This window comes from Cellulomonas sp. C5510 (assembly GCF_019797765.1).
Classification (GTDB): domain Bacteria; phylum Actinomycetota; class Actinomycetes; order Actinomycetales; family Cellulomonadaceae; genus Cellulomonas.
Genome location: NZ_CP081862.1, coordinates 3,475,734 through 3,498,353 on the forward strand (window position 1 = coordinate 3,475,734; position 22,620 = coordinate 3,498,353).

Annotated in this window: 22 protein-coding genes; 12 read left to right on the forward strand and 10 right to left on the reverse strand. The window is 75.6% G+C overall.

All coding sequences use genetic code 11. From position 1 onward, the window contains the following. Positions 1-27: 27 nt before the first annotated feature. Positions 28-831 carry an FMN-binding negative transcriptional regulator gene (locus K5O09_RS16010; protein WP_222170434.1) on the reverse strand — a complete coding sequence of 268 codons (804 nt, stop codon included), beginning with the start codon at positions 829-831 and terminating at the stop codon, positions 28-30. A gap of 160 nt (positions 832-991) precedes the next feature. Here K5O09_RS16010 and K5O09_RS16015 point away from each other — a divergent pair, with 160 nt between their 5' ends. From K5O09_RS16015 to K5O09_RS16065, 11 genes are all read left to right on the forward strand, one after another. Beyond that, positions 992-2,605, forward strand: a complete 1,614-nt coding sequence (locus K5O09_RS16015; protein ID WP_255595778.1) for an ABC transporter substrate-binding protein — start codon at positions 992-994, stop codon at positions 2,603-2,605. After that, complete coding sequence (locus tag K5O09_RS16020; RefSeq protein WP_222170436.1) at positions 2,602-4,041, forward strand: M14 family zinc carboxypeptidase; 1,440 nt, start codon at positions 2,602-2,604, stop codon at positions 4,039-4,041. Before K5O09_RS16015 ends, K5O09_RS16020 begins: the two co-directional genes overlap by 4 nt. Continuing rightward, the gene (locus K5O09_RS16025; protein ID WP_222170437.1) at positions 4,038-4,964 is read left to right on the forward strand and encodes an ABC transporter permease; all 927 of its coding nucleotides are present in this window, start codon (positions 4,038-4,040) and stop codon (positions 4,962-4,964) included. Before K5O09_RS16020 ends, K5O09_RS16025 begins: the two co-directional genes overlap by 4 nt. Next, positions 4,957-5,862, forward strand: coding sequence for an ABC transporter permease (locus K5O09_RS16030; protein ID WP_222170438.1), 906 nt, complete (start codon positions 4,957-4,959; stop codon positions 5,860-5,862). The genes K5O09_RS16025 and K5O09_RS16030 overlap by 8 nt, the downstream gene beginning before the upstream one ends. Before the next feature lie 75 nt (positions 5,863-5,937). Further along, on the forward strand, positions 5,938-7,386 hold the full coding sequence (locus K5O09_RS16035) for a serine hydrolase (RefSeq protein WP_222170439.1): 1,449 nt from the start codon (positions 5,938-5,940) through the stop codon (positions 7,384-7,386). Beyond that, positions 7,383-8,015, forward strand: coding sequence for a GbsR/MarR family transcriptional regulator (locus tag K5O09_RS16040; protein ID WP_222170440.1), 633 nt, complete (start codon positions 7,383-7,385; stop codon positions 8,013-8,015). The genes K5O09_RS16035 and K5O09_RS16040 overlap by 4 nt, the downstream gene beginning before the upstream one ends. Beyond that, positions 8,012-9,664, forward strand: a complete 1,653-nt coding sequence (locus K5O09_RS16045) for an ABC transporter ATP-binding protein (RefSeq protein ID WP_222170441.1) — start codon at positions 8,012-8,014, stop codon at positions 9,662-9,664. The genes K5O09_RS16040 and K5O09_RS16045 overlap by 4 nt, the downstream gene beginning before the upstream one ends. 254 nt (positions 9,665-9,918) lie before the next feature. Next, the gene (locus K5O09_RS16050; RefSeq protein ID WP_222170442.1) at positions 9,919-10,110 is read left to right on the forward strand and encodes a hypothetical protein; all 192 of its coding nucleotides are present in this window, start codon (positions 9,919-9,921) and stop codon (positions 10,108-10,110) included. Between the two features lie 110 nt (positions 10,111-10,220). Then, the gene (locus K5O09_RS16055; protein ID WP_222170443.1) at positions 10,221-11,531 is read left to right on the forward strand and encodes a hypothetical protein; all 1,311 of its coding nucleotides are present in this window, start codon (positions 10,221-10,223) and stop codon (positions 11,529-11,531) included. Positions 11,532-11,635: 104 nt separating this feature from the next. Then, positions 11,636-12,211 (forward strand): ECF RNA polymerase sigma factor SigK, encoded by a 576-nt coding sequence (gene sigK, locus K5O09_RS16060; protein WP_255595792.1) that lies wholly within the window; start codon positions 11,636-11,638, stop codon positions 12,209-12,211. Then, entirely contained in the window at positions 12,208-13,209 is a 1,002-nt protein-coding gene (locus tag K5O09_RS16065; protein WP_222170444.1) for an anti-sigma factor, read from the forward strand. Before sigK ends, K5O09_RS16065 begins: the two co-directional genes overlap by 4 nt. 50 nt (positions 13,210-13,259) lie before the next feature. On the opposite strand, the gene K5O09_RS16070 is transcribed toward K5O09_RS16065, so the two are convergent. The 8 genes from K5O09_RS16070 to K5O09_RS16105 all read right to left on the reverse strand — a co-directional run bounded on the left by K5O09_RS16070 (position 13,260) and on the right by K5O09_RS16105 (position 21,783). Further along, positions 13,260-14,087 (reverse strand): ABC transporter ATP-binding protein, encoded by an 828-nt coding sequence (locus K5O09_RS16070; protein ID WP_222170445.1) that lies wholly within the window; start codon positions 14,085-14,087, stop codon positions 13,260-13,262. Further along, positions 14,084-15,163: an iron chelate uptake ABC transporter family permease subunit gene (locus K5O09_RS16075; RefSeq protein WP_222170446.1), complete on the reverse strand. Its 1,080-nt coding sequence runs from the start codon at positions 15,161-15,163 to the stop codon at positions 14,084-14,086. Before K5O09_RS16075 ends, K5O09_RS16070 begins: the two co-directional genes overlap by 4 nt. Then, complete coding sequence (locus K5O09_RS16080; protein WP_222170447.1) at positions 15,160-16,209, reverse strand: iron ABC transporter permease; 1,050 nt, start codon at positions 16,207-16,209, stop codon at positions 15,160-15,162. Before K5O09_RS16080 ends, K5O09_RS16075 begins: the two co-directional genes overlap by 4 nt. A 43-nt stretch (positions 16,210-16,252) precedes the next feature. Beyond that, the gene (locus tag K5O09_RS16085) at positions 16,253-17,329 is read right to left on the reverse strand and encodes an iron-siderophore ABC transporter substrate-binding protein (protein ID WP_222170448.1); all 1,077 of its coding nucleotides are present in this window, start codon (positions 17,327-17,329) and stop codon (positions 16,253-16,255) included. A 108-nt stretch (positions 17,330-17,437) separates the two neighbouring features. Continuing rightward, a complete protein-coding gene (locus K5O09_RS16090; RefSeq protein WP_222170449.1) occupies positions 17,438-18,361 on the reverse strand; it encodes a phosphoribosylaminoimidazolesuccinocarboxamide synthase in 924 nt (307 codons plus the stop codon). Between the two features lie 48 nt (positions 18,362-18,409). Beyond that, positions 18,410-19,672: a phosphoribosylamine--glycine ligase gene (purD, locus tag K5O09_RS16095; protein WP_222170450.1), complete on the reverse strand. Its 1,263-nt coding sequence runs from the start codon at positions 19,670-19,672 to the stop codon at positions 18,410-18,412. 121 nt (positions 19,673-19,793) lie between these two features. Further along, a complete protein-coding gene (locus K5O09_RS16100) occupies positions 19,794-21,080 on the reverse strand; it encodes an adenylosuccinate synthase (protein ID WP_222172854.1) in 1,287 nt (428 codons plus the stop codon). A 280-nt stretch (positions 21,081-21,360) separates the two neighbouring features. After that, positions 21,361-21,783, reverse strand: a complete 423-nt coding sequence (locus K5O09_RS16105) for a DUF3151 domain-containing protein (protein WP_222170451.1) — start codon at positions 21,781-21,783, stop codon at positions 21,361-21,363. A gap of 93 nt (positions 21,784-21,876) precedes the next feature. Here K5O09_RS16105 and K5O09_RS16110 point away from each other — a divergent pair, with 93 nt between their 5' ends. Further along, positions 21,877-22,239, forward strand: coding sequence for an STAS domain-containing protein (locus K5O09_RS16110; RefSeq protein ID WP_222170453.1), 363 nt, complete (start codon positions 21,877-21,879; stop codon positions 22,237-22,239). A gap of 202 nt (positions 22,240-22,441) precedes the next feature. On the opposite strand, the gene K5O09_RS16115 is transcribed toward K5O09_RS16110, so the two are convergent. Then, positions 22,442-22,615 (reverse strand): hypothetical protein, encoded by a 174-nt coding sequence (locus K5O09_RS16115; protein WP_255595794.1) that lies wholly within the window; start codon positions 22,613-22,615, stop codon positions 22,442-22,444. Positions 22,616-22,620 lie beyond the last annotated feature (5 nt).

The window sequence follows — 22,620 nt, forward strand, 5'->3', positions numbered from 1 at the left end:
GTGCGGCGGGCGGGCGCCCGCGGGGCGTCAACCCTGGTCGGGTCGGCGGGATGGTCGGCGGCCGAGCTCCGCACGCATCGCGGCGGCGAGCCCCGGGTTGGCGTAGTGCGGGTCGTCCTCGAGCGCGGCGGCGACGCGCTCGGCGACCTCGCGCGGCTTGTCCTGGCTGAGCTTCGCCTTGCCCTGCCAGCGGGTGACACGCATCCGGAACCCCACGGCGCCGGGCGCGATCCGGCGCGCGTACCCCTCGACGTCGGGCATCCGGACGGGGTCGGGCATCGGCGCCTCGTACCGGTCGACGGTCGCGCCCATGACGGCGTACGACTCCTCGGGGCCGAGCAGCTCGAGCGTCCCGTAGAGGTGCACGGCCACGTAGTTCCAGGTGGGCACCGCGGGGGCGTAGCCGTACCAGCCCGGGGAGACGTAGCCGTACGGGCCCTCGACCACGAGCAGGTGCTCCCGGGTGCCGTCGACCTCGTGCAGCTGCTCGTCCGGGCGCCCGAGGTGGCTCAGCACGCTCAGCGGCGCCGCGGGGACGGTGAACCGGTCCGGCAGGGCACGCGCGTGCCGTCCGGACCGGCGCGGGGCGGCGGGCTGCGGGTCGGCCGGGTCGGCCGGCTCGGCCGGCTCGACCCCGTCGGCCGCGGCGTCCCTCCGCGCACCCGGGTCTTCCCCCGGAGCCCCCTCCTCCAGCAGGATCGGCACGTGCGACGCGACCGGCCCGTCGGCGGTCGCCGACACCAGGGTCGCCCAGCCGTGCTCCCGCACGAGGTCCCGCACGCGCGCCTCGTCGGTCAGCACGTAGTCCTGGGTGTGGATCACGTGCCCCATGCAACCACCGCGACCGGCCCGGGCGGCAGCACCGTCGCGTGTCGGACACGTTAAAGATTCATTTCCTACTGAACTTTCAGCACTCACCCTATTGACGGGTCGTCGGTCCCCAGGGTCGACTGAGCCACCCCCGAGGCACCCCCGGATGTGGAGGCTCCCCATGAACTCGACGCGACCCCGGCTGCTGGCCGGAGCCCTCGCGCTCTCCCTGACCCTGGCCGCGTGCAGCGGCGGCGGCGGGTCCGACGACGACGCCTCCACCGCGGCCGGCGGCGGTGGCGCGATCAGCGTGGGCGTCACCGACCCGGCGCAGATCATCCCCGGCCGCCAGACCGTCGCCTACGACTTCAGCATGGCCGTGTGGTCGTCGCTGACCTGGGCGGACGACGCGGGCGAGCTGACGATGCTGGCCGCCGAGTCGGTGGAGTCCGACGACGCGACGACCTGGACCATCACGCTCGAGGACGGCTGGACGTTCCACGACGGCGCCCCGGTGACCGCCCAGGACTACGTCGACTCCTGGAACGCCGTGGCGTACGGCCCGAACGCGTTCGAGAACACCGGCCAGCTCGCGAACATCGTGGGCTACGCCGACCTCAACCCCGCCGAGGGCGAGCCGACGACCACCGAGATGTCGGGCCTGACGGTGGTGGACGACCTCACGTTCACCGTCGAGCTCACCGGCCCCGACGGGCAGTTCCCCCTGCAGCTCAGCCAGGGCCAGACCGCGATGTACCCGATGCCGGCCTCCGCCGCCGACGACTTCGAGGCGTACAACCGGCACCCTGTGGGCAACGGTCCGTTCGCGCTGACGGACGACTACGTCGAGAACGAGCCCCTGGTGGTCGAGCGGTACGAGGACTACCAGGGCCCCGCGCCGTCGGTGGACCGGATCAGCTTCGTGCCCTACGCCGACACCACGACCGCCTACACCGACGTGCAGGCCGGCAACCTCGACGTGGTCGGCGTGCCGGCGTCCCGCCTCCAGCAGGCGCCCGCGGACTTCGGCGACCGGCTGTACTCGTTCGAGGCCCCGGGGATCTCCTACCTCGGCCTGCCGCTGTGGGACGAGCGCTACTCCGACATCCGGGTGCGCCAGGCGATCTCGATGGCGATCGACCGGGAGACCATCGACGAGGTCATCTACGGCGGCACCTTCACGCCCGCCACCGCGCTGACCCCGGCCGTCGAGGCGGGCACGCCGGAGGGGATCTGCGGCGAGCTGTGCGAGTACGACCCCGACGCCGCGAAGGCCCTGCTCGACGAGGCCGGCGGGTTCGACGGCACCATCGACATCTACTACCCCGGCGGCATCGGCCTGGACGAGCTGTACACCGCGATCGCCAACCAGCTGCGGCAGAACCTCGGCGTCGAGTCGGTCGCCACGCCCAGCACCGACTGGGCGGAGTTCTACGAGACCCGCCTGAACGGCGACGTCGACGGGCCGTTCTTCTCCCGCTGGGGCGCGCTGTACCCCAGCCAGCAGAACACGCTGCGGGCGTTCTACGTCGAGGACGGCGGCTGCGCCAACTGCATCCCGTACTACGAGCCCGAGGTCGCCGAGCTCATCGCGACGGCCGACGCCCAGGTCGACGCCGCGGACGCGGCCGACGCCTACGCCGCGGTGCAGGAGCGGATCATGGAGGACTTCCCGGCCCCGCCGCTGTTCTTCGAGACCTACTCCTACGTGACGTCGGAGCGCGTCGCGGACCTGCCGACGTCGGCCGTCGGCAACCCGACGTACGCCGCCGTGACGCTGGCCGAGGGCGCATGAGCCGGCGCACCACCGGCGCGGCGGGCTCGCTCGAGGACGTCCTCGAGCGGGTCCGCCGCGTCCCTCCCCTGCACGACTTCCCCGGCGTCGACGCGCTGCTCGCGTGGTTCGACACCCTGGCGGACGACCACCCCGGGCTGGTGCGGCGCCGCCGCATCGGGACGTCCCGGCTCGGCGAGCCGCTGTGGTCGTACGCCGTCGGCCACGGCCCGCGCCGCCAGCTGCTGTTCGCCGGCGTGCACCCCAACGAGCCGATCGGGTTCCGCACGCTGCAGCACCTGGCCGCCGAGCTGGTGGCCGACGAGGAGCTGCGGGAGGCGAGCGCGTCGACCTGGCACCTCGTGCCGTGCATCGACCCGGACGGCACCCGCCTGAACGAGGGCTGGTTCGGTGAGCCGGGCGACCGCACCACGTACGCGCGCCGGTTCTACCGCCCGGCCCCGGACGAGCAGGTCGAGTGGTCGTTCCCGTTCGCGCACCGCGACGCCTGGTTCGACGCCGTGATCCCCGAGACGCAGGCGCTGATGCGGCTCATCGACGACGTGCGGCCCGAGCTCATGATGTCGCTGCACAACGCGGAGATGGGCGGCGTCTACTACTACCTCAGCGAGGACGTGCCCGGCGTCGTGCCCGCCCTGCACGCGGTGCCCCGGGCGCTGGGCCTGCCGCTCGACACCGGCGAGCCCGAGTCGCCCTCGCTGCGCCGCATGGCACCGGCGGTCTACTGGGCGATGTCGACGCGCGACGAGTACGAGTACCTCGAGTCCCTCGGCCTGGACGCGGCGTCGATGGTCGGCGGGGAGTCCTCCGCCGCCTACGCCGCGCGGTACGGGACGGTCAGCCTGGTCGCGGAGCTGCCCTACTGGTCGCACCCGCTGGCCGAGGACGACACCCCGACCTCGGCCGACTACGCGGACGTCGTGCGGGCCAAGGGCGAGGCGCTGGTCGGGCTCGGCGCCGCACTCGCCGGGCTGCTGGACGAGGCCCGGCCGGACCTGACGGTGCGCACGCCCTTCCTGCGGGCCAGCGAGGCGTTCGTCCCGATGATGTCGACGTCCGGCCGCACCGAGATCGCGCGCGCCGCGCAGCCCGGGACGTCACGCCCGGCCACCGCCGCCGAGGTGTTCAGCACCGAGGACGTCGTGCGGTGCTTCCGGCTGCGGTTCGGCGGGATGCTGCTGCGCGCGCTCGACGCCGAGGTGTCGGCGGGCATCGCCACGGCGCGGGTGCGCCGGGTGCTGGACCGCGGGCGCGCGCTGTACGAGGAGTGGGTCGCGGAGGCCGAGGGCGTCACCGGCGTGCAGGTGCTGCCGGTCGAGAAGCTGGTGGGCGTGCAGTACGGCGCGGCGCTGGCGACCGTGCGGGGCCTGGCGGACCGGGCGGCCGGCGCCGTCCCGGCCGGCACGGCGGCCGGCGGCGCGGGCGGTGGCCGGTGAGCCGCTACCTCGTCCGGCGCGTCGCCGAGCTCGTCCTGGTGTTCCTCGGCGTCACGCTCATCATCTACCTCATGGTGTTCGCCCTGCCGGGCGACCCGATCCAGGCGCTCGGCGGCGACCGCCCGCTGCCCCCGAACGTCGTGGCGGAGCTCCGCGAGCGCTACCACCTCGACGAGCCGGTGCTCCAGCAGTACGCCCGCTACCTCGGCGGCCTGGTGCAGGGCGACCTGGGGACGAACTTCCAGGGCCAGTCGGTCGGCGAGCGCATGTCGCTGCGCTGGCCGGTCACCATCACCCTGGCACTGACCGCCTGGGGCATCGAGGTCGTGCTCGGCGTCCTGCTCGGCCTGCTCGCGGGCCTGCGGCGCGGGCGCACCGCGGACCGGCTCGTGCTGGCCGGGACGATCCTCGCGACCAGCATCCCGGTGTTCGTCGTCGCGGTGTCCGCCCAGCTCCTGTTCGGCGTGCGGCTCGGCTGGTTCCCGGTCGCCGGCACGACCGCCGGCTGGCCGACCTCGTACCTGCTGCCCGCCCTCGTCATCGCGGTGTTCGGCCTGGCGTCCGTGACCCGGCTGATGCGCGGCAGCGTCGTCGACACCCTCCAGTCCGACTTCGTGCGGACGCTGTGGGCCAAGGGCCTGCGGCGGCGGGAGGTCGTCGGCGTCCACGTGATGCGCAACTCCGCCATCCCGGTGCTGACGTTCCTCGCGATCGACCTCGGCTACCTGCTCGGCGGGACCGTCGTCGTCGAGGGCGTGTTCAACCTGCCGGGCGTCGGGAACCTGCTGTTCCAGGCGATCCGCACCCACGAGGGCCCGACGGTGGTGGGCGTCTCCACGGCGCTGATCATCGTGTTCCTGCTGACGAACCTCGTCGTGGACCTGCTGTCGTCCGTGCTCGACCCGAGGATCCGCCATGAGTGAGACGATCGCCGCCGCCGCGCTCGAGCCGGGCGCACCCGCCGTGGGGCCCGCCGCACCGCGCGGGGTGTGGCGCACGCTGCGGCGCCGGCCCCTGTTCTGGGTCTGCACCGTCGTGCTCGCGCTCCTCGCGCTGGTCGCGGTCGCCCCGCAGGCGTTCGCCGGGCTGTTCGGCCAGCCGGACCCGCGCGCGTGCGACCTGTCCGCGAGCGCCCGGCCGCCCGGCGGGGACCACGTGTTCGGCACCGACGTGCAGGGCTGCGACGTGTTCGCGAACGTCGTCCACGGCACCCGCGCGTCGCTGACCGTGGGCGTGCTGTGCACCGTGATCGCGCTGCTCGTCGCGCTCGTGCTGGGGACGGCGGCCGGGTTCTACGGCGGGTTCGCGGACCGACTGATCGCCCGGCTCACCGACGTGTTCCTCGGCTTCCCGTTCCTCCTCGGGGCCGTCGTGGTGCTGACGTCGATCGGCACCCGCTCCGCCGTCACCGTCGCGCTGGTGCTCGCCCTGTTCTCCTGGCCGACGATGGCGCGGCTCGTGCGGTCGTCGGTGCGCGCGGTGCGGGACGCGCCGTACGTGGAGGCAGCCCGCGCGATGGGCCTGCGGGACCGGCGGATCATCGCGCGCTACGTGCTGCCGAACTCCATCGGGCCGGTGCTCGCCGTCGCGACCACGATGGTCGGCGGCGTCATCGTCTCGGAGTCCACCCTGACGTTCCTGGGGCTCGGGCTGCGCGCGCCGTCGATCTCCTGGGGCCTGCAGCTGTCGAGCGCGCAGGCGTACTTCCAGACCTCCCCGCACATGCTCGTGTTCCCGAGCCTGTTCCTCACCGTGACCGTGCTCGCGATGATCACCCTGGGTGACGTGCTGCGCGACACCCTGGACCCGAGGTCGCGCTGACCGCGCGACGCCGGACCGACCCAGCCGACCGGGCCCGCCGACCGCGGGCCCCCGCCGACCGAGAGGCACCACCCGATGTCCCACCGCACCGCCCAGACCGTCCGAGCCGCCGCCCCCTACCTGTGGTCCTGGGTGGAGCAGCAGGCCTCCTACCGCCGCGCGACCGGCGTCCAGGTGGCCGTCCGGGTGGACGGCGAGCTGCTGCTGGACGCCGCGTGGGGCGTGGCCGACGTGACCACCGGCGAGCCGCTCACCACCGACCACCTGTTCCGGATCGCGTCGCACTCCAAGACGTTCACCGCGACGGCCGTGATGCAGCTCGCGGAGCAGGGCCGGCTGCGGCTGGACGACACGCTGGGCGCGTACGTCCCCGAGCTGGCCGGCTCCCCGCTGGCGTCCCGGACGCTGCGCGAGGTGCTCGGCCACCAGGCGGGGGTGGTGCGTGACGGCGACCGCGCGGACTTCTGGCAGCTCGACGGCCCGTTCCCCGACCGGGAGGCGCTGCTGGCCGACGTGCTCGCCCACGGCGAGGTCTACGGCCCGAACGAGCACTTCAAGTACTCGAACGTCGGCTACTCGCTGCTCGGCCTCGTCATCGAGGAGGTCACGGGGCTGTCCTACGCGGAGCACCTGCACCGCGCCGTCGTCGAGCCGCTCGGGCTCACGCGCACCGGTGCCGAGTACGACCCCGCGCGCGCGTCCGAGTACGCCGCCGGCCACACCGGGCTGCTGGACGCCGACGACCGCCGCGAGCGCATCGAGCACGTCGACACCCGGGCGATGGCCGCGGCGACCGGCTTCTTCTCGACCGCGAGCGAGCTGTCCGCCTACGGCTCCGCGCACGTGCTCGGCGACGAGCGGCTGCTCACCGACGCGTCCAAGCGCGTGATGCAGCGGCTCGAGTCGGTGGTCACCGCGTACGGCACCGAGATCGGCCGGTACGGCGTCGGCATGGACCGGAACACGATCGGCGACCGGGAGGTGGTCGGGCACTCCGGCGGCTACCCGGGGCACATCACGCGCACGTACGTCGACCCGGAGGACGGCCTCGTGGTCAGCGTGCTGACGAACGCGGTGGACGGCCCCGCCGACCCGATCGCCGTCGGCCTGATCAAGCTGATCGACCTGGCCCTGAAGGCGCCCGGAGCGGCCGAGGAGCCCGCCGAGCCGGCGCCCGGCCCGCGCCCGCTCGCGGACTACACCGGCCGGTTCGCGAACCTCTGGGGCGTCATGGACGTGGCCGAGCTCGGCGGCCGGCTGGTCCTGCTGCGCCCCGCCGCCCCGGACCCGGTCGCCGCCTACGAGGAGCTCACCGTCGCCGGTCCGGACGCGCTGCAGATCCACCGCGGCCCCGGGTTCGGCACCGTCGGCGAGCGGCTCACCTACGAGCGCGACGCCGACGGCTCCGTGACCAGCGTCCGCGCGGCGATGACCTCGTGGCCCGTCGCGGAGTTCCGGGCCCGCCGCAGCGCGATGACGGTCCGCCGTCCCGGCGCCCTGCCCGCCCCTACGGTGAGCGCATGACGACCGCCCCGGACCCGGCCGAGCCGACCCTCGACGACGACGCCCTCGAGTGGATCGAGCAGTTCGCGTCCACCTGGGACAACGCGAACAGCTCGCGCATGGAGGGGCGCGTCGTGGGCCTGCTCATGATCATCGACCGCCCCTACCTGTCGTCCCAGCAGATCGCCACGCTGCTGCAGGCGTCGGCCGGGGCCGTGTCGACCGCCACGCGGCACCTCGTCGAGATCGGCTTCATCCTGCGGCACTCCATCCCCGGCGACCGCAACCACTACTTCCGCGCCGAGGACGACATCTGGGGGTCCTGGCTCGCGAGCGAGCGCACCTACCTGCCGCGGCTCCAGCGGGTCATCGACTCCGGGCTGATGGCCGTCTCGGAGACCGACCCCGGCCCGCGACGGCGCCTGCTCAACGCCCGCAACTACTTCGAGTGGCTCGCCGGCTACCACCGTCAGATGCTCGCGGACTGGGAGGCCCACCGCGACGCCCTGGCCGCGGCGGACACCGCCGCCACCCCCGCCCCCACCCCTCCCGCGAGTTCGGCACCTCCGGTGCGAGGTCGGCAGTCCGAGCTGCCGACCTCGACCGGGAGTACCGAACTCGGCGGGGACGAACCCCCTGGAGCACCGTGAGCGCCACGACCGAGCCCGTGCTGCGGGTGCGCGACCTGACCGTGACGTTCCGCGTCGACGGCGGCCGGTCCCCGGACGTCCACGCGGTGCGCGGCGTGTCGTACGACCTGCTGCCGGGCGAGGTCCTCGCGGTGGTCGGCGAGTCCGGGTCCGGCAAGTCCGTGTCGTCGCTCGCGCTGCTCGGCCTGCTGCCCGGCACCGCCCGCGTCACCGGCAGCGCGCGCCTCGGCGACCAGGAGCTCGTGGGACTCGACCGCCGTGCCCTGTCCGAGGTCCGCGGCCGGCGCATCGCGATGATCTTCCAGGACCCGGGCAACGCGCTGGACCCGGTGTTCACGGTCGGCTACCAGCTCCGCGAGATGCTGCGCCGGCACGTCCCCGGCCTGACGCGCGCGCAGCGGACGGCCCGCGCGGTCGAGCTGCTGCGCATGGTCGAGCTGCCCGACCCCGAGGAGCGGCTGCGGTTCTACCCGCACCAGCTCTCGGGCGGGCAGGCGCAGCGCGTCATGATCGCGATGGCCCTGGCCTGCGACCCGGAGATCCTGGTCGCGGACGAGCCGACCACCGCGCTGGACGTGACCGTGCAGCAGGAGGTGCTGGACGTGCTGCGCCGGCTGCGGGAGCGCACGTCCGCCGCGATCGTCCTCATCACGCACGACATGGGCGTGGTGGCCGACCTGGCCGACCGCGTCGTGGTCATGCGCGACGGCGAGGTGGTCGAGACCGCCGACGTCGCCGCCCTGTTCGCCGCGCCCGCCGCCGCGTACACCCGCACGCTGCTGGCCGCCGTGCCGCGCATCGGCGCGCCCGCCCGGGACAGCGCCGCCGACGACCGCGAGCGCCCGGCCCTCAACGTCGAGCGGCTCGTCGTGGAGTACCGCAACCGTCGGGGGCGTGTCGTGCGGGCCGTCGACGACGTGACGCTGCGGGTGCAGCCCGGCGAGATGGTCGCGCTGGTCGGCGAGTCCGGGTCCGGCAAGTCCACGCTCGGCCGGTGCGCGCTCGGCCTCGCGCCGCTCACGTCCGGGACGGTCGAGGTGGTCGGCACCCGGCTCGGCACCGACACCCCGCGCGCCGTGCGCGCCGCGCGCACCCGCATCGGCGTCGTGTTCCAGAACCCCGCCGCGTCGCTCAACCCCCGCTACACCGTCGGGGAGTCGGTCGCCGAGCCGCTGCGCGTGCACGCCGGGCTGCGGGGGGCGGTCCTCGACGCGCGGGTCGCCGAGCTGCTCGAGAGCGTCGAGCTGCCCGCCGCCTGGGCGTCCCGGTACCCGCACGAGCTGTCCGGCGGCCAGCGGCAGCGGGTGTCGATCGCGCGCGCCGTCTCGCTCGACCCGGAGCTGCTCATCGCCGACGAGCCGACCTCCGCGCTCGACGTCTCCGTGCAGGCGACCGTGCTGGAGCTGTTCCGGTCGATCCAGCAGCGGCTGCGGTTCGCGTGCCTGTTCATCAGCCACGACCTGGCCGTCGTGGACGAGCTCGCCGACCGCGTCGCCGTGATGCACCGCGGGCGGCTCGTGGAGGTCGGCGAGCGCAGCACGGTGCTCGGTGCGCCGCAGGACGACTACACGCGCCGGCTGCTCGCGGCGGCCCCGGTGCCCGACCCCGCGGCGCAGGCGGAGCGGCGGGCGGCGCGGCTCGCGGGCTGACGCGCCCGCGCGCGGGTCGTCCGTGCCCGGGACCGAGGGCCCGCGTCCGCGCCCGGCCGGCGTGATCCCGACCACCTGGCGACGGTTTCACCCGTCCGTGAGCGCTCCGGCGTGCCTGACGTCGCAGGAACCTGTGCGACCGTCCGATGGACACATCACCACCGGGACGCCCAGGCGGCCCGGCGACCACGGCGCGGATCTCCCCCGCGCCGTCACGGACCGTCCGCGGTCCACCGCACGGAGGTAGTACCCGCATGACCCTCGTCCTCGAGAACCCCGGGGCGCTCGACCCCGCCGGCCGGCCCGCGCCCTGCGTCGCGCGCCCGCACGCCAACCTCGTGCACCGCGACGGCGCCTGCCGCTGCTTCACCGGCGGACCGCCCCCCGAGCACGCGCCCCGCCCCGAGGACGTCCTGCTGGCCCTCGCGCACCACGGCGCCGCCTGACCCGTCGCGCTGCCGCGGCCCTGACCCGCGCCCGCTCCTCGAGACCGACCCATCCGGGGCGCCACCGGCTCCGAACCCTCCTCGACAGCACCCGCGATCGAGGAGTCACCATGCGACGCACACGCAGCACCTACGCCGTCTCCGTCCTGTCCGCCGGACTCGCGCTGAGCCTCACGCTCGCCGCGTGCAGCGACGGCGACGGCGGCGACACCGGGTCCATGCCCGCCGCCTCGTCCAGCACCGACGGGATGGACCACGACGACATGTCCGGCACGTCCGACACGGACGAGGTGATGCCCGTCAGCACGGGCGACCCGTTCGCCGACGCCCGCACCGCCGCCGCGCACATGCCCGAGACGGGGCTGACGCTCGCCACCGGCCTGGCCGCCGCGACCGGCACCGCCGGCGAGGTCGACTCCGAGGCCGCCGCCCTGCGCGCAGGCCTCACGGCGATGCTGCAGGAGCACGTCTACCTGACCGGCATCGGTGTCGCGACCGCCTACACGGCGGGCGCCGACTCCGAGGAGTTCGCCGCGGCGAAGGCCGCGCTGGACGGCAACACGCAGGACCTGACCGACGCGATCGGCTCGATCGCCGGCGAGGAGCAGGGCGACGCGTTCCAGCAGCTCTGGGAGACCCACATCGGGTACTTCGTCGACTACGCCGTGGCCGTGCAGGGCGGTGACCAGGCTGCCGCCGACGCGGCGCGCGCCGAGCTCGACGGCTACACCACCGAGGCCGGCACGTTCTTCGAGCAGATCAGCGACGGCAACCTGCCCGCCGCCGCGGTCGCCGAGTCGCTCGCGATGCACGTGACCACGCTGACCGCCGCGATCGACGCGATGGCCGCCGGCGACCCGGGCGCGTCCGACGCCCTGCGCGCGGCCGCCCAGCACGTCGGCGAGGGCGCCGCGACGATCGCCGCGGGCCTCGCCACCGGTGCCGGCCTGCCCGGGGACGCCATGGACGACGCCTCGACGCTGCGCTCGACGTTGACGGCGCTGCTCCAGGAGCACGTCTACCTCGCGTCGTTCGCGGTCTTCACCGCGTACACCGCGGACGGCGGCGTGGAGTCCGACGCCTTCACCAGCGCGGCGGCGACGCTCGACGCGAACTCGGTCGCGCTGTCGGACGCCGTCACGTCCCTGGCGGGCGAGGAGAAGGGCGCGGAGTTCCTGAACCTGTGGCGTGAGCACATCGGGTTCTTCGTCGACTACGCGGTCGCCGACGCGACCGGCGACGAGGACGGCCGTCAGCAGGCGCTCACCGACCTCGACGGCTACCGCCCGCAGGCCGGGGCGTTCTTCGAGGAGGTCAGCGGCGGCGAGCTGCCGGCGGACGACGTGGCGGCCGGTCTCGGCATGCACGTGTCGACGCTCGCCGGCGCGATCGACTCCCTCGCCGCGACGCTCGTCGCCTGACGCCCGCGACGGCTCCCCGAACCGTGCCGCCGGTCCCGGTCCCCGCCGGGGCCGGCGGCACGTCCGCCGGGCCGCGCGCGCCCGGGTGCGGCACACTGTCCCGGGTGTCCAGCCCCGACGCCCGCACCTCCGCGCGCCAGGCCGCCGACCAGGCCCTCGCGCGCGTCGCCGCCGGCGACCTCGACGCGTTCGCGTCGCTGTACGACATGCTGTCCCCCGCCGTGCACGGCACGGCCCTCGCCGTGCTCCGGGACCCGGACCACGCGGCCGAGGTCACGCAGGAGGTCATGGTGGAGATCTGGCGCACCGCAGCCCGGTGGGACGCCCGCCGCGGGTCGGCACGCTCCTGGGCGACGACGATGGCGCACCGCCGGGCGGTGGACCGCGTGCGGTCCGTGCAGGCGCAGCGCGACCGCGACCAGGCCGTCCTGGACGCGGACCGGCCCCGGGAGTTCGACGTCGTCGCGGAGCAGGCCGAGGAGCACCTCGAGGCGCAGCGCGTCCGGCACTGCCTCGGCGGCCTGACCGACACCCAGCGCGAGGCCGTCGTGCTCGCCTACTACGACGGCCGCACCTACCGCGAGGTCGCCGAGCACCTGGACGCCCCGCTGCCCACGGTGAAGTCCCGGATCCGCGACGGCCTCGTGCGGCTGCGCGACTGCCTGGGGGTGGCCGCGTGAGCACCCCGCCGGTCCCGCCGCGGCCGGGCGACCGCCGCCCCGACGACGCCGCCTCCCGCGAGCTGCTCGGCGCCTGGGCGCTGGACGCCGTCACCGACGCGGAGCGGGCCGCCGTCGAGGACCTCATGGCCCGGGACCCGGACGCCGCCCGCGAGGGGCGCTCGCTCCGGGAGACCGCGGCCCGGCTCGGTGGCGCGGTCGCGGCCCCGGCACCCGACGCGGTCCGTGCCGCGACGCTCGCGCTCGCCGCGGCGACCCCGCAGGACGGGGGCGCGGACACCGGCACCCGGACCGGTGCGGAGACGGGCACGGCGGCCGGTGCGGCGGAGGGGACCGCGCACGGGTCCGCACGACGCACGGGCACCGTCGCGGGCGCGGCCGCCACCCCCGGACCCGACGCGGAGGCAGCTGCTCACCGACCCCCGGCGACCTCCGGTGCAGCCGGCGGATCCGCGGCTCCCGCCCCTCCGGGCCGCGCCGCCGGGTCGACCCGGCCCCCGGGCCGCCCGGACCGGGCCGTCCGCCCCGGGGCGACGGCACGACCCGGGGCCCGCCGCCGCTGGCGCAGCCTGGTCACCGCGCTCGCGGTGCTGGCGCTGGTCGCGGTCCCGAGCACCATCGCCTGGCGGGAGTCGCAGCGGGCGGCCGAGGCCGAGGCCCGGGCCGACCGGATCGCCGCCGCGCTGGCGGTGCCCGGGGCCCAGGTGGCCGGCGCCGAGCTGACCACGGGCGGCACGGCGGTGGCGGTCCTCACCGCCGACGGCGCGCTGCTCACCGCCACGGGCGTCGAGCAGCCGGGTGACGGGCGGGTCTACCAGCTCTGGGTGATGCGCGACGGCGAGCCTCTCCCCGACGCGACGTCCGCCGCACCCGGCGGGACGTTCCAGGTCCGCACGGACGTGTGGCGACCGGGCGACGCCCTGGCGCTGACGGTCGAGCCCGCCGGCGGTTCGGAGGCTCCGACCTCGGAACCGGTCGTGGTCCTGGCCGCCACCTGACCCGGCGCGCCCGCCCGTTCGGCCCGCGGGCGGGTGCCGGGCGCGGGTGGTCAGGGGCGGTCGGTGGCGTGGCGGACGTGGGCGTCCCGGCGGCGGGGGACGACCATCGGCGTGCCGGTCTCCGGGTCGGGCACCACGCGCGAGGCCAGCCCGAAGACGTCCCGCACCAGCTCGGCCGTGATGACCTCGCCGGGCGCGCCCTCCGCCACGACGCGGCCGTCCTGCATCGCGATCACGTGCGTGCCGTACCGGGCCGCCTGGTTGAGGTCGTGCAGCACGGCGACGAGCGTGCGCCCCTCCTCGTGCAGCCGGGCGCACAGGTCCATGACCTCGTACTGGTGGGCGATGTCGAGGAACGTCGTCGGCTCGTCGAGCAGCAGCAGGTCGGTCTCCTGCGCGAGGGCCATCGCCAGCCACGCGCGCTGCCGCTGGCCGCCGGAGAGGTCCGCGACGTCGCGGACCCGCAGCTCCGTGACCTCGGTGGCGGCCATCGCGGCGTCGACGGCGCGGGCGTCGTCGGCGGACCACTGGCGCAGCAGACCCTGGTGCGGGTACCGCCCGCGGGCGACGAGGTCGCCGACGGTGATGCCCTCGGGCGCGATGGGCCCCTGCGGGAGCAGCGCGAGCCGGCGGGCGATCGCGCGGCTGCGCAGCGAGCCCATCGGCGTGCCGTCCAGCAGCACCCGGCCCGCACGGGGCCGGAGCGTGCGCGCGAGCGCCCGCAGCAGGGTCGACTTGCCGCAGCCGTTCGGCCCGATGATGACGGTGAACGACCCCGCGGGCACGGCGACGGTGAGGTCGCGCGCGACCACCAGCCGGTCGTACGCGAGCGTCACGGCGTCCGTCGCGAGCGGCGGCGCGGCGGGAGTGCCGGTCATGCGGTCCCCTTCCTCCACTCGCGCACCAGGAGGTACGCGAGGTACGAGCCCCCGAGCAGCGCGGTGAGCACACCGACCGGGTACTGCACGCCCCACGGCGCGTGCTGCGCGAGCAGGTCCGCGGCGACGAGCAGGGTGGCGCCGGTGCACGCGGCGGCGACCATGCCGGGCCCGGTGGAGCGCGTGAGCCGGCGGGCGATCTGCGGGGCGGTCAGCGCGATGAACGACACGGGCCCGCACACGCTGACGGCGGCGGCGGTCAGCGCGACGCCCACCGCGATCGCCAGGGCGCGCGTGCGTCCCGGGTCCACGCCGAGCGCGGTGGCGGCGTCGTCCCCCATCTCGACGAGCTGGAGGCGCCGGGTCAGCGCGAGCGCGCAGGGCAGCAGCACCGCGAGCGCGATCCCGATCGTCGCGACGTGCTCGGCGCGGCGGGACAGCAGGCTGCCGTTCAGCCACGCCGCGACCGTCTGCGCCTCCTCGGCCGTGGCGCGGGCGAGGGCGAGCTGCACGAAGGCCAGGCTCATCGCGCCGACCGCGATGCCGACGACGACCATCCGCAGCGGCGCCCGCACGCCGCGTCCGGCGCCGAGCAGCACCACGCCGACCGCCAGACCGGCACCGAGCAGGGCGCCCACCGGGCCGGGCAGCACCCCGGGCCACACGAGCGTCGCCGCGGCCGCGCCCGCCGCCGCGCCCGCGCCGAGGCCGATCACGTCGGGGCTGCCGAGCGGGTTGCGGGTGACGCTCTGGAACACGGAACCGGCCACACCGAACGCGGCCCCGGCGCCCACCGCGACGCCGAGCCGCGGCGCACGGTTGGACCACAGGACCCACTCCTGCGCGCGGGACCCCTGGCCGGCCAGCACGGCGGGCAGCTCCGCGGGGCTGATGCCGAGCTCGCCGAGCCAGACCGTCACGACCGCGAGCACGAGCACGACGAGCAGCGCGGCCGCGCACACGACGACCGGGCGGCGGTTCACGCGGACGGCGACCCCGTGCCCGCTGCGACCGGCCCCGGCGCGGACGACGGCAGGCGTCCCGGGCGCGGCCGGCGCTCCCGCGGTCCTGGTCACAGCCCGACCCTCCCCCGCCGCACGGCCGCCACGAGGAACGGCGCCCCCAGGAACGCGGTCACCACGCCGACCATCAGCTCGCCGGGACGCGCGACGACCCGTCCCACCACGTCGGCCCCGAGCAGCAGGACCGGGCCGAGCAGCGCCGCGTACGGCAGCAGCCACCGGTGGTCGGCGCCGGTGACCGTCCGCACGGTCAGCGGGACCGCGAGCCCGACGAACGCCACGGGCCCGACGGCGGCCACCGACGCCGCCGCGAGCACCGTGGCGGCAGCCCCCGCGAGGAGGCGCGTCCGCCCGGCGCTGAGCCCGAGCGCCGTCGCCGTCTCGTCCCCCAGCGCCAGGGCGTTCAGGGGCCGCGCGAGCAGCAGCGCCAGCACGAGCCCGGCGACGACGTACGGCAGCACCAGCCCCACGGTGCCGTCCGGCCGCCCGGCCAGCGAGCCGATGACCCAGAACCGGTACGTCGTGAAGACGTCGGTGTCGGCCAGCGTGATCGCCTGCACCAGCGCGAGCAGCACCGCCCCGACGGCCGACCCCGCGAGCACGAGCCGCACCGGCGTCGCCCGGCCGCCCGGCCCGCCGGACCCGATGACGTACACCGCGACGGTCGCCAGCACGGCGCCGGGGAGCGCCGCCCAGACCGAGCGCCCGGCGGTTCCTCCGGCGAGCGCCGTCACGACCACCACGGAGGCCGACGCCCCGGCGTTCACGCCGAGCAGGCCCGGGTCGCCGAGCGGGTTGCGGGTCAGGCCCTGGATGACGGCGCCGGACACCGCGAGGGCCGCGCCCGCGAGCAGTCCGAGCGCGGTGCGGGACAGCCGCGACTGCACGACGGCGGAGGTGTACCCGTCGTCGGGGCGCAGCCACGCCGACCACACCTCGCCGAGCGGCACCGGCTTGGACCCGACGGCGACGCTGAGCCCGCACGCGAGCAGCAGCAGCCCGGCCGCGACCACCAGCCCCGCGGCCAGCGCCCAGGTACGCGACCGCGAGCCCCGCGCGGTGCTGCGCGGGGCTCGCGGGGCGGTGACGCCGGTGGTCACGCGCGGGCGCCGGGGTGCTCGTCCGGGCCGGGTCGGCAGGTGCTCAGCTCCCGGTCACCTTCGCGACGACCTCCTCGATCTGCGGGACGTACGCGTCGAGGGCGTACGGCACGCTCAGCGGGTCGGCGACCGTGACGGCCATGCCGAGCTGCCGGTCGATCATCGGCAGGTACGCGCCGGAGGCGAACGCCGGCATCTGCTGCCACAGCGGCTGCGCCTCCGTGGCCGCCTGCTCGTCCTCGTCGTTGAACCAGGTGAACAGCACGTCCACGTCGTCGAGCCGGTCCGCGTTCTCCAGGCCCAGGGTGGCGTAGAACGAGCCGGGGTCGGGCTCCAGCGCGGACGCCGACGGCGCGAGCTGCAGCCCGAGGCTCGACAGCAGCGCGACGCGGGTGTCCCCGGGCATGTAGACGCCGAGCGCACCCGCCTGGTCGCCGCCGTAGACGTACGCGTAGGTCACGTCCGCCCACTCGGGGTGCGCCTGCGCGACCTCGTCGTACGCGGCCTGGATGCCGTCGACCAGCTCGTCGCCACGCTCCGGGACGCCCAGCGCCTGCGCCGCGATCGCGATCTGGTCCTCGACGGACGTCGCCCACGCGTCGCCCGGGTAGGCGACGACGGGCGCGAAGTCGGAGAGCTGGTCGAACGTGGCCTGGTCGATGCCGGACTGCGTCGCGAGGATCAGGTCGGGCTCGAGGGCGATGACGGCCTCGACGTCGAGCTCCGGGTACATCCTGATGGTCTCGGGCAGCTCCTCGCCGGCGTCCTCGACCGCTTCGCGGAACCACGGCTGGTACCCGTCCTCGTCGCCGGCCCAGTCGTCGGACTCGATGCCGACGGGCGTGGTGCCGAGCGAGAACGCGATGTCGGCTGCGCCCCACCCGAGGGCCACGACCCGCTCGGGCCGCTCCGCGATGGTCGCCTCGCCGAGCGAGGACTCGATCGTGACCGGGTACGCGCCGTCGGCCGCGGCGGTGTCGTCCGGGGCGCCGGCGTCCTCCGCGGACCCGCTGTCGTCACCTGAGCAGGCGGTCAGGGCGAGCGTGGCGACGCCGAGCACGGCGACGGCGGTCAGGCCGCGGCGGGCGGCCGGGCGCGGGCGGGACGTGCGAGCGTGCACGAGGGGCTCCGATCCGGGGAGGGGCGCCCGCGCCACCACCGCGGCGTCGTCGGCGCCGCGACGATGAGGCGAGCCTAACCTACCTTCGGGCGCCCCTCGGGCCAAGGCTCAGAGGGTGAGCGGCCGCCCGGTGAGGCGCTCGTACGCCTCCAGGTACCGGTCCCGGGTGCGCGCCACGACGTCGGCCGGCAGCGGGGGCGGCGGCACGTCCGACGCGCGGTCCCACCCCGACGCCGGCGACGTCAGCCAGTCGCGCACGAACTGCTTGTCGAAGCTCGGCTGCGCTCGGCCGGGCTCCCACGCGTCCGCGGGCCAGAACCGCGACGAGTCCGGCGTCAGCACCTCGTCCCCGAGCGTCAGCTCCCCGGTGACCAGGTCCCTCCCGAACTCCAGCTTGGTGTCCGCCAGGACGACCCCGCGCTCGCGCGCGATGCCCTCCGCCCGTGCGTACACGGCCAGCGTGAGGTCGCGCAGCCGCTCGGCGAGCTCCCGCCCGACGGTCGCGGCCACCTGGTCGAGGGTGACGTTCTCGTCGTGCTCCCCGAGCTCGGCCTTGGTCGCGGGCGTGAACACCGGCTCCGTGAGCCGCGAGCCGTCCACCAGCCCCGCGGGCAGCGGGATGCCCGTCACGGAGCCCGACTCCCGGTACTCCGCGAGGCCCGACCCCGTGAGGTAGCCGCGTGCGACGCACTCGACCGGCACCATGTCGAGGCGGCGGCACAGCATCGCCCGTCCGAGAACCGGCTCCGGGACGTCCGGCGCGTCGGCGGTGACGACGTGGTGCGGGACCAGGTCGGCGAGCTGCTCGAACCACCACAGGCTGAGCTGCGTGAGCACGACGCCCTTGCCGGGGATGCCGGGCTCGAGCACGTGGTCGTAGGCGCTCACCCTGTCGCTGGCCACGACCAGCACGACGTCGCCGTGCCGCTCCGCGACGCCCGCCCCGGCGTCCTGCGTGGTGTCGGGGACGTAGAGGTCGCGGACCTTGCCGGAGTACGTGTGCGTCCAGCCGGGCAGCGCGGGAGCGGTCATGCGTCCATCCTGCCGCAGGCCGTCGGGGTGCGGCGCCGGCGTCCGGCGTCAGGCCCCGGCGGCCGCCCGCGCGATGTCCGTGCGGTGGTGGGAGCCGTCCAGCCGGATGCGCTCGACGCCCGCGTAGGCCGCCGCCCGTGCCGCCGCGAGGTCGCGCCCGGTGCCGACGACGGACAGCACCCGGCCCCCGGCGGACAGCACCGCCCCGTCCGCGCCGGCCGCGGTGCCGGCGTGCAGCACGTCCACGCCCGGCAGCGCGGCCGCGTCGGCGAGCCCCTCGATGACGTCGCCCGTGCGCGGCGCCTCCGGGTAGCCGGACGAGGCGACGACCACGGTCACCGCGGCGTCCTCGCGCCACTCCAGCGGCGGCAGCTCCGTGAGCCGGCCCGTCGCGGCCGCCAGCAGCACGCCCGCCAGCGGCGTCGCGAGGCGCGCGAGCACCACCTGCGTCTCCGGGTCGCCGAAGCGCGCGTTGAACTCGACCACCCGGGTGCCGCGGCTCGTCAGCGCCAGCCCGCAGTACAGGACGCCAGCGAACGGGGTGCCGCGGCGAGCCATCTCGTCCACGGTCGGCTGCGCCACCTGCGCCACGACCTCCTCGACCAGCCCCGCGGGCGCCCACGGCAGCGGGGAGTACGCGCCCATGCCGCCGGTGTTGGGGCCGGTGTCCGCGTCGCCGACGCGCTTGAAGTCCTGCGCCGGCACCAGCGGGACCACGTGCGTGCCGTCGGACAGCACGAACAGCGAGACCTCGGGGCCGTCCAGGTAGTCCTCGACCACGACCCGGCCGCCCGGCTTCGCGAGGCACGCGAGCGCGTGCGCCAGCGCCGCCGCGCGGTCCTCGGTGACGACGACGCCCTTGCCGGCCGCGAGGCCGTCGTCCTTCACGACGTACGGGGCACCGAACGTGTCGAGCGCCGCGGCCGCGCGCTCCGGGTCCGTGACGACCACCGGGTCGGCGGTCGGCACGCCCGCGGCGGCCATGACCTCCTTCGCGAACGCCTTCGACCCCTCAAGGCGCGCCGCCTCCGCGCCCGGGCCGAACACGGGCACCCCGGCGGCCCGCACCGCGTCGGCCACCCCCGCCACCAGCGGCGCCTCCGGCCCCACGACGACGAGGTCCACGCCGAGCGACGTCGCGAGCGCCGCCACGGCGTCCCCGTCGAGCGGGTCGACGGGGTGCAGCACGGCGAGGGCGCCGATGCCGGGGTTGCCGGGGGCGGCGTGCAGCTCGGTGACGGCCGGGTCCTGGGACAGGGCGAGGGCGAGGGCGTGCTCGCGGGCGCCGGTCCCGACGACGAGGATCTTCACGGGCCGACCCTACCGAGCCGCCGCGCGCCCCCGGGCGCGCGGACCGCGCCCTGGGACGCGCGCGGGAGAGGGGCCCCGGCCCGGGCCCGCGGGACGGGGACGGCCCCCGCCACGCTGCCCGTCAGCCCAGCAGGTCGTGGATGCCGACCGTCGCCTCACGACCCGGGCCGACGCCGACCGCCGAGATCCGGCAGCCCGAGATCTCCTCGAGCCGCGCCAGGTAGCGCTGCGCGGCCTGCGGCAGGTCGTCGAGCTCGCGGGCGCCCGTGATGTCCTCGGACCAGCCGTCCAGGTACTCGTAGACCGGCTTCGCGTGGTGGTAGTCGCTCTGGTCGTCCGGCATCTCGTCGAACCGGCGGCCGTCCACGTCGTACGCCACCGCCACCGGGATCTTCTCCCGCCCGGTGAGCACGTCGAGCTTCGTGACGACCAGGTCCGTCAGGCCGTTGATGCGCGAGGAGTACCGCGCGACGACCGCGTCGTACCAGCCGGTCCGGCGCGGGCGGCCCGTGGTGGTGCCGTACTCCCCGCCGGTGCGGCGCAGCCACTCGCCGTCCTCGTCGAACAGCTCCGTGGGGTACGGGCCCTCGCCGACGCGGGTGGTGTACGCCTTCGCGACGCCGACGACCCGGTCGATGCGCGTCGGGCCGATCCCCGAGCCGGTGCACGCGCCGCCGGCCGTCGCGGACGACGACGTGACGAACGGGTACGTGCCGTGGTCGACGTCGAGCATGGTCGCCTGGCCCGCCTCGAACACGAGCGTCCTGCCGTCGTCGAGCGCCCGGTTCAGCAGCAGCGGGGTGTCCGCGACGTACGGGTGGAGCCGCTCGGCGAAGCGCAGCAGGTCCTCGACGGTCTCGTCGACCGTGATCGCCCGGCGGTTGTAGACCTTCACCAGCAGGTGGTTCTTCTGGTCGAGCGCGCCCTCGACCTTCTGCCGCAGGATCTTCTCGTCGAACAGGTCCTGGATGCGGATGCCGACGCGGTTGATCTTGTCGGCGTACGCCGGGCCGATGCCGCGGCCGGTGGTGCCGATCTTCCGCTTGCCGAGGAACCGCTCGGTGACCTTGTCGATCGTGCGGTGGTACGGGGCGATGACGTGCGCGGCGGACGACACGAGCAGCCGCTCCGCGGACACCCCGCGGGCCTCGAGCGCGTCGATCTCCGAGAACAGCACCTCGAGGTCGATGACCACGCCGTTGCCGATCACCGGTGTGACGCCGGGCGACAGGATGCCGGACGGCAGCAGGTGCAGGGCGTACTTCTCGCCCCCGACGACGACCGTGTGCCCGGCGTTGTTGCCGCCGTTGAACTTCACGACGTAGTCGATCCGCGAGCCGAGCTGGTCGGTCGCCTTGCCCTTGCCCTCGTCGCCCCACTGGGTCCCGAGCACCACGACGGCCGGCATGTCGATCACACTCCCACCCTGCCCGGCGGCGGCGTCTCCCGGCGGTCTCGACGTCCGGGGAGCTCCCGGCACCGGGCGGCAGGCGACCCAGTACCTCCGAAAGGCTACCGGAGCCGCCCGGGCGACGTCCGGCGGCGTGCCACCGCGCACGCCCCGCACCAGCCCCGTCGGAGCCTCCTACATGTCATCGAGGTGCTCTGCGGACCACCTCGATGACGCGCGCCACCCTCCGAGCACGTTCGGAGCCTCCGACGGGAGGAGAGGGAGGGGAGGGAGGGGGTCAGCGGAGGGCGCTGATCTCCTCCGGGGAGGTGCCGGAGTCCACCAGGAGCTGGGCGCAGCGGTCGGCCTCGTCCTCCTCGTCGATGGCGTCGGCGGCCTCCGCGAGCGCGAGCAGCGCCCGCAGGAACCCCTGGTTCGGCTCGTGGTCGGCGGGGACGGGCCCGCGCCCGCGCCAGCCGGCCCGGCGCAGGGCGTCGAGCCCGCGGTGGTAGCCGGTGCGCGCGTAGGCGTACGCCGCAACCGGGTCGCCCTCGTCGGCCAGCGCGCGCTCGGCGAGCAGCGCCCAGGCGAGCGACGACGTCGGCACCTCACGGGCGGCGTCGCGGGGGTCTCCACCCCGGTCGAGCACCGCGCGCGCGTCGGCGTCGGGACCCTCGGGCAGGCGGGTGGGCTCGGGCTCGAGGAGGTTCGGACCGGTCATGGGCCCAGTGTCGCAGGCACCCGCTCCGCATGCGGTCCCGGGGCGCGGGTGGTTACAGTCGTCCCGCCCCTGCCGGCCCCACGGAGGTCCCCCATGATCGAGATCGCCACCTCGGCGGCGACGACCACCCTCGTCATCGCCGGCGACCTCGACCTCGCCGAGCGCGACCAGTTCCCCGAGATCGCGGCCCGCGTGGTGGGGCTGCGGCGCCAGCTGCTGGTCATCGACATGTGCGGCGTGACGTTCATGGACTCGACGGGCGCGGCGTTCCTCATCTCGCTGGCCGACGCCAGCCGCAAGCGCGGCGGGGCCACGGTGCTGCGCGGTGCGGACCCGCGGGACCTGTTCGTGCTGGAGATCTGCGGGGCGCTGGAGCTGTTCCGCATCGACGCCGAGCACCGCTGCGCGGGCGACGAGACGACCAGCGCGACCGAGGACGCGTCCTCGCCCGCCTGACCGCGCCTCAGAGCGCCGGCACGGTCCGCAGACCGGCGTCGAGCTGGTGCACGAGGCCGCTGGGGAGCGCCCGGACGGGCCGGTCCACGTCCTCGCGGGAGACGACGGTGACCTGCGAGACGTTCGCGACGGAGTCCTTCGGGAGACCGGACGCCCCCCTGCGGGACGAGGACGTCCACCCGGCAGACGTCGCCGCGCTCGATCACCGGTCAGCCTCGGTGACGACGTCGGCAGCTGCGCGACGGAAGTCCTCCGTGCCGGCTCCGGGTCGCCCCGCGCCCGCGATCGCGTCGTCGGTGCGCGACGTCAGGTCCTGCGAGCCGAGCCCATCGGCGTACCGCCCCGCGGCGCGGCGGTAGCACGCCGACCGCGTCATCCCGT

What these genes read in the sequence shown, in the direction of transcription:
- K5O09_RS16050 (WP_222170442.1), top strand. Translation starts at nt 9,919, where the DNA reads ATGACCCTCGTCCTCGAGAACCCCGGGGCGCTCGACCCCGCCGGCCGG.
- K5O09_RS16090 (WP_222170449.1), bottom strand. Translation starts at nt 18,361, where the DNA reads ATGACCGCTCCCGCGCTGCCCGGCTGGACGCACACGTACTCCGGCAAG.
- K5O09_RS16030 (WP_222170438.1), top strand. Translation starts at nt 4,957, where the DNA reads ATGAGTGAGACGATCGCCGCCGCCGCGCTCGAGCCGGGCGCACCCGCC.
- K5O09_RS16055 (WP_222170443.1), top strand. Translation starts at nt 10,221, where the DNA reads ATGCGACGCACACGCAGCACCTACGCCGTCTCCGTCCTGTCCGCCGGA.
- K5O09_RS16100 (WP_222172854.1), bottom strand. Translation starts at nt 21,080, where the DNA reads ATGCCGGCCGTCGTGGTGCTCGGGACCCAGTGGGGCGACGAGGGCAAG.
- K5O09_RS16035 (WP_222170439.1), top strand. Translation starts at nt 5,938, where the DNA reads ATGTCCCACCGCACCGCCCAGACCGTCCGAGCCGCCGCCCCCTACCTG.
- K5O09_RS16020 (WP_222170436.1), top strand. Translation starts at nt 2,602, where the DNA reads ATGAGCCGGCGCACCACCGGCGCGGCGGGCTCGCTCGAGGACGTCCTC.
- K5O09_RS16115 (WP_255595794.1), bottom strand. Translation starts at nt 22,615, where the DNA reads ATGACGCGGTCGGCGTGCTACCGCCGCGCCGCGGGGCGGTACGCCGAT.
- K5O09_RS16010 (WP_222170434.1), bottom strand. Translation starts at nt 831, where the DNA reads ATGGGGCACGTGATCCACACCCAGGACTACGTGCTGACCGACGAGGCG.
- K5O09_RS16015 (WP_255595778.1), top strand. Translation starts at nt 992, where the DNA reads ATGAACTCGACGCGACCCCGGCTGCTGGCCGGAGCCCTCGCGCTCTCC.
- K5O09_RS16040 (WP_222170440.1), top strand. Translation starts at nt 7,383, where the DNA reads ATGACGACCGCCCCGGACCCGGCCGAGCCGACCCTCGACGACGACGCC.
- K5O09_RS16070 (WP_222170445.1), bottom strand. Translation starts at nt 14,087, where the DNA reads ATGACCGGCACTCCCGCCGCGCCGCCGCTCGCGACGGACGCCGTGACG.
- K5O09_RS16105 (WP_222170451.1), bottom strand. Translation starts at nt 21,783, where the DNA reads ATGACCGGTCCGAACCTCCTCGAGCCCGAGCCCACCCGCCTGCCCGAG.
- K5O09_RS16110 (WP_222170453.1), top strand. Translation starts at nt 21,877, where the DNA reads ATGATCGAGATCGCCACCTCGGCGGCGACGACCACCCTCGTCATCGCC.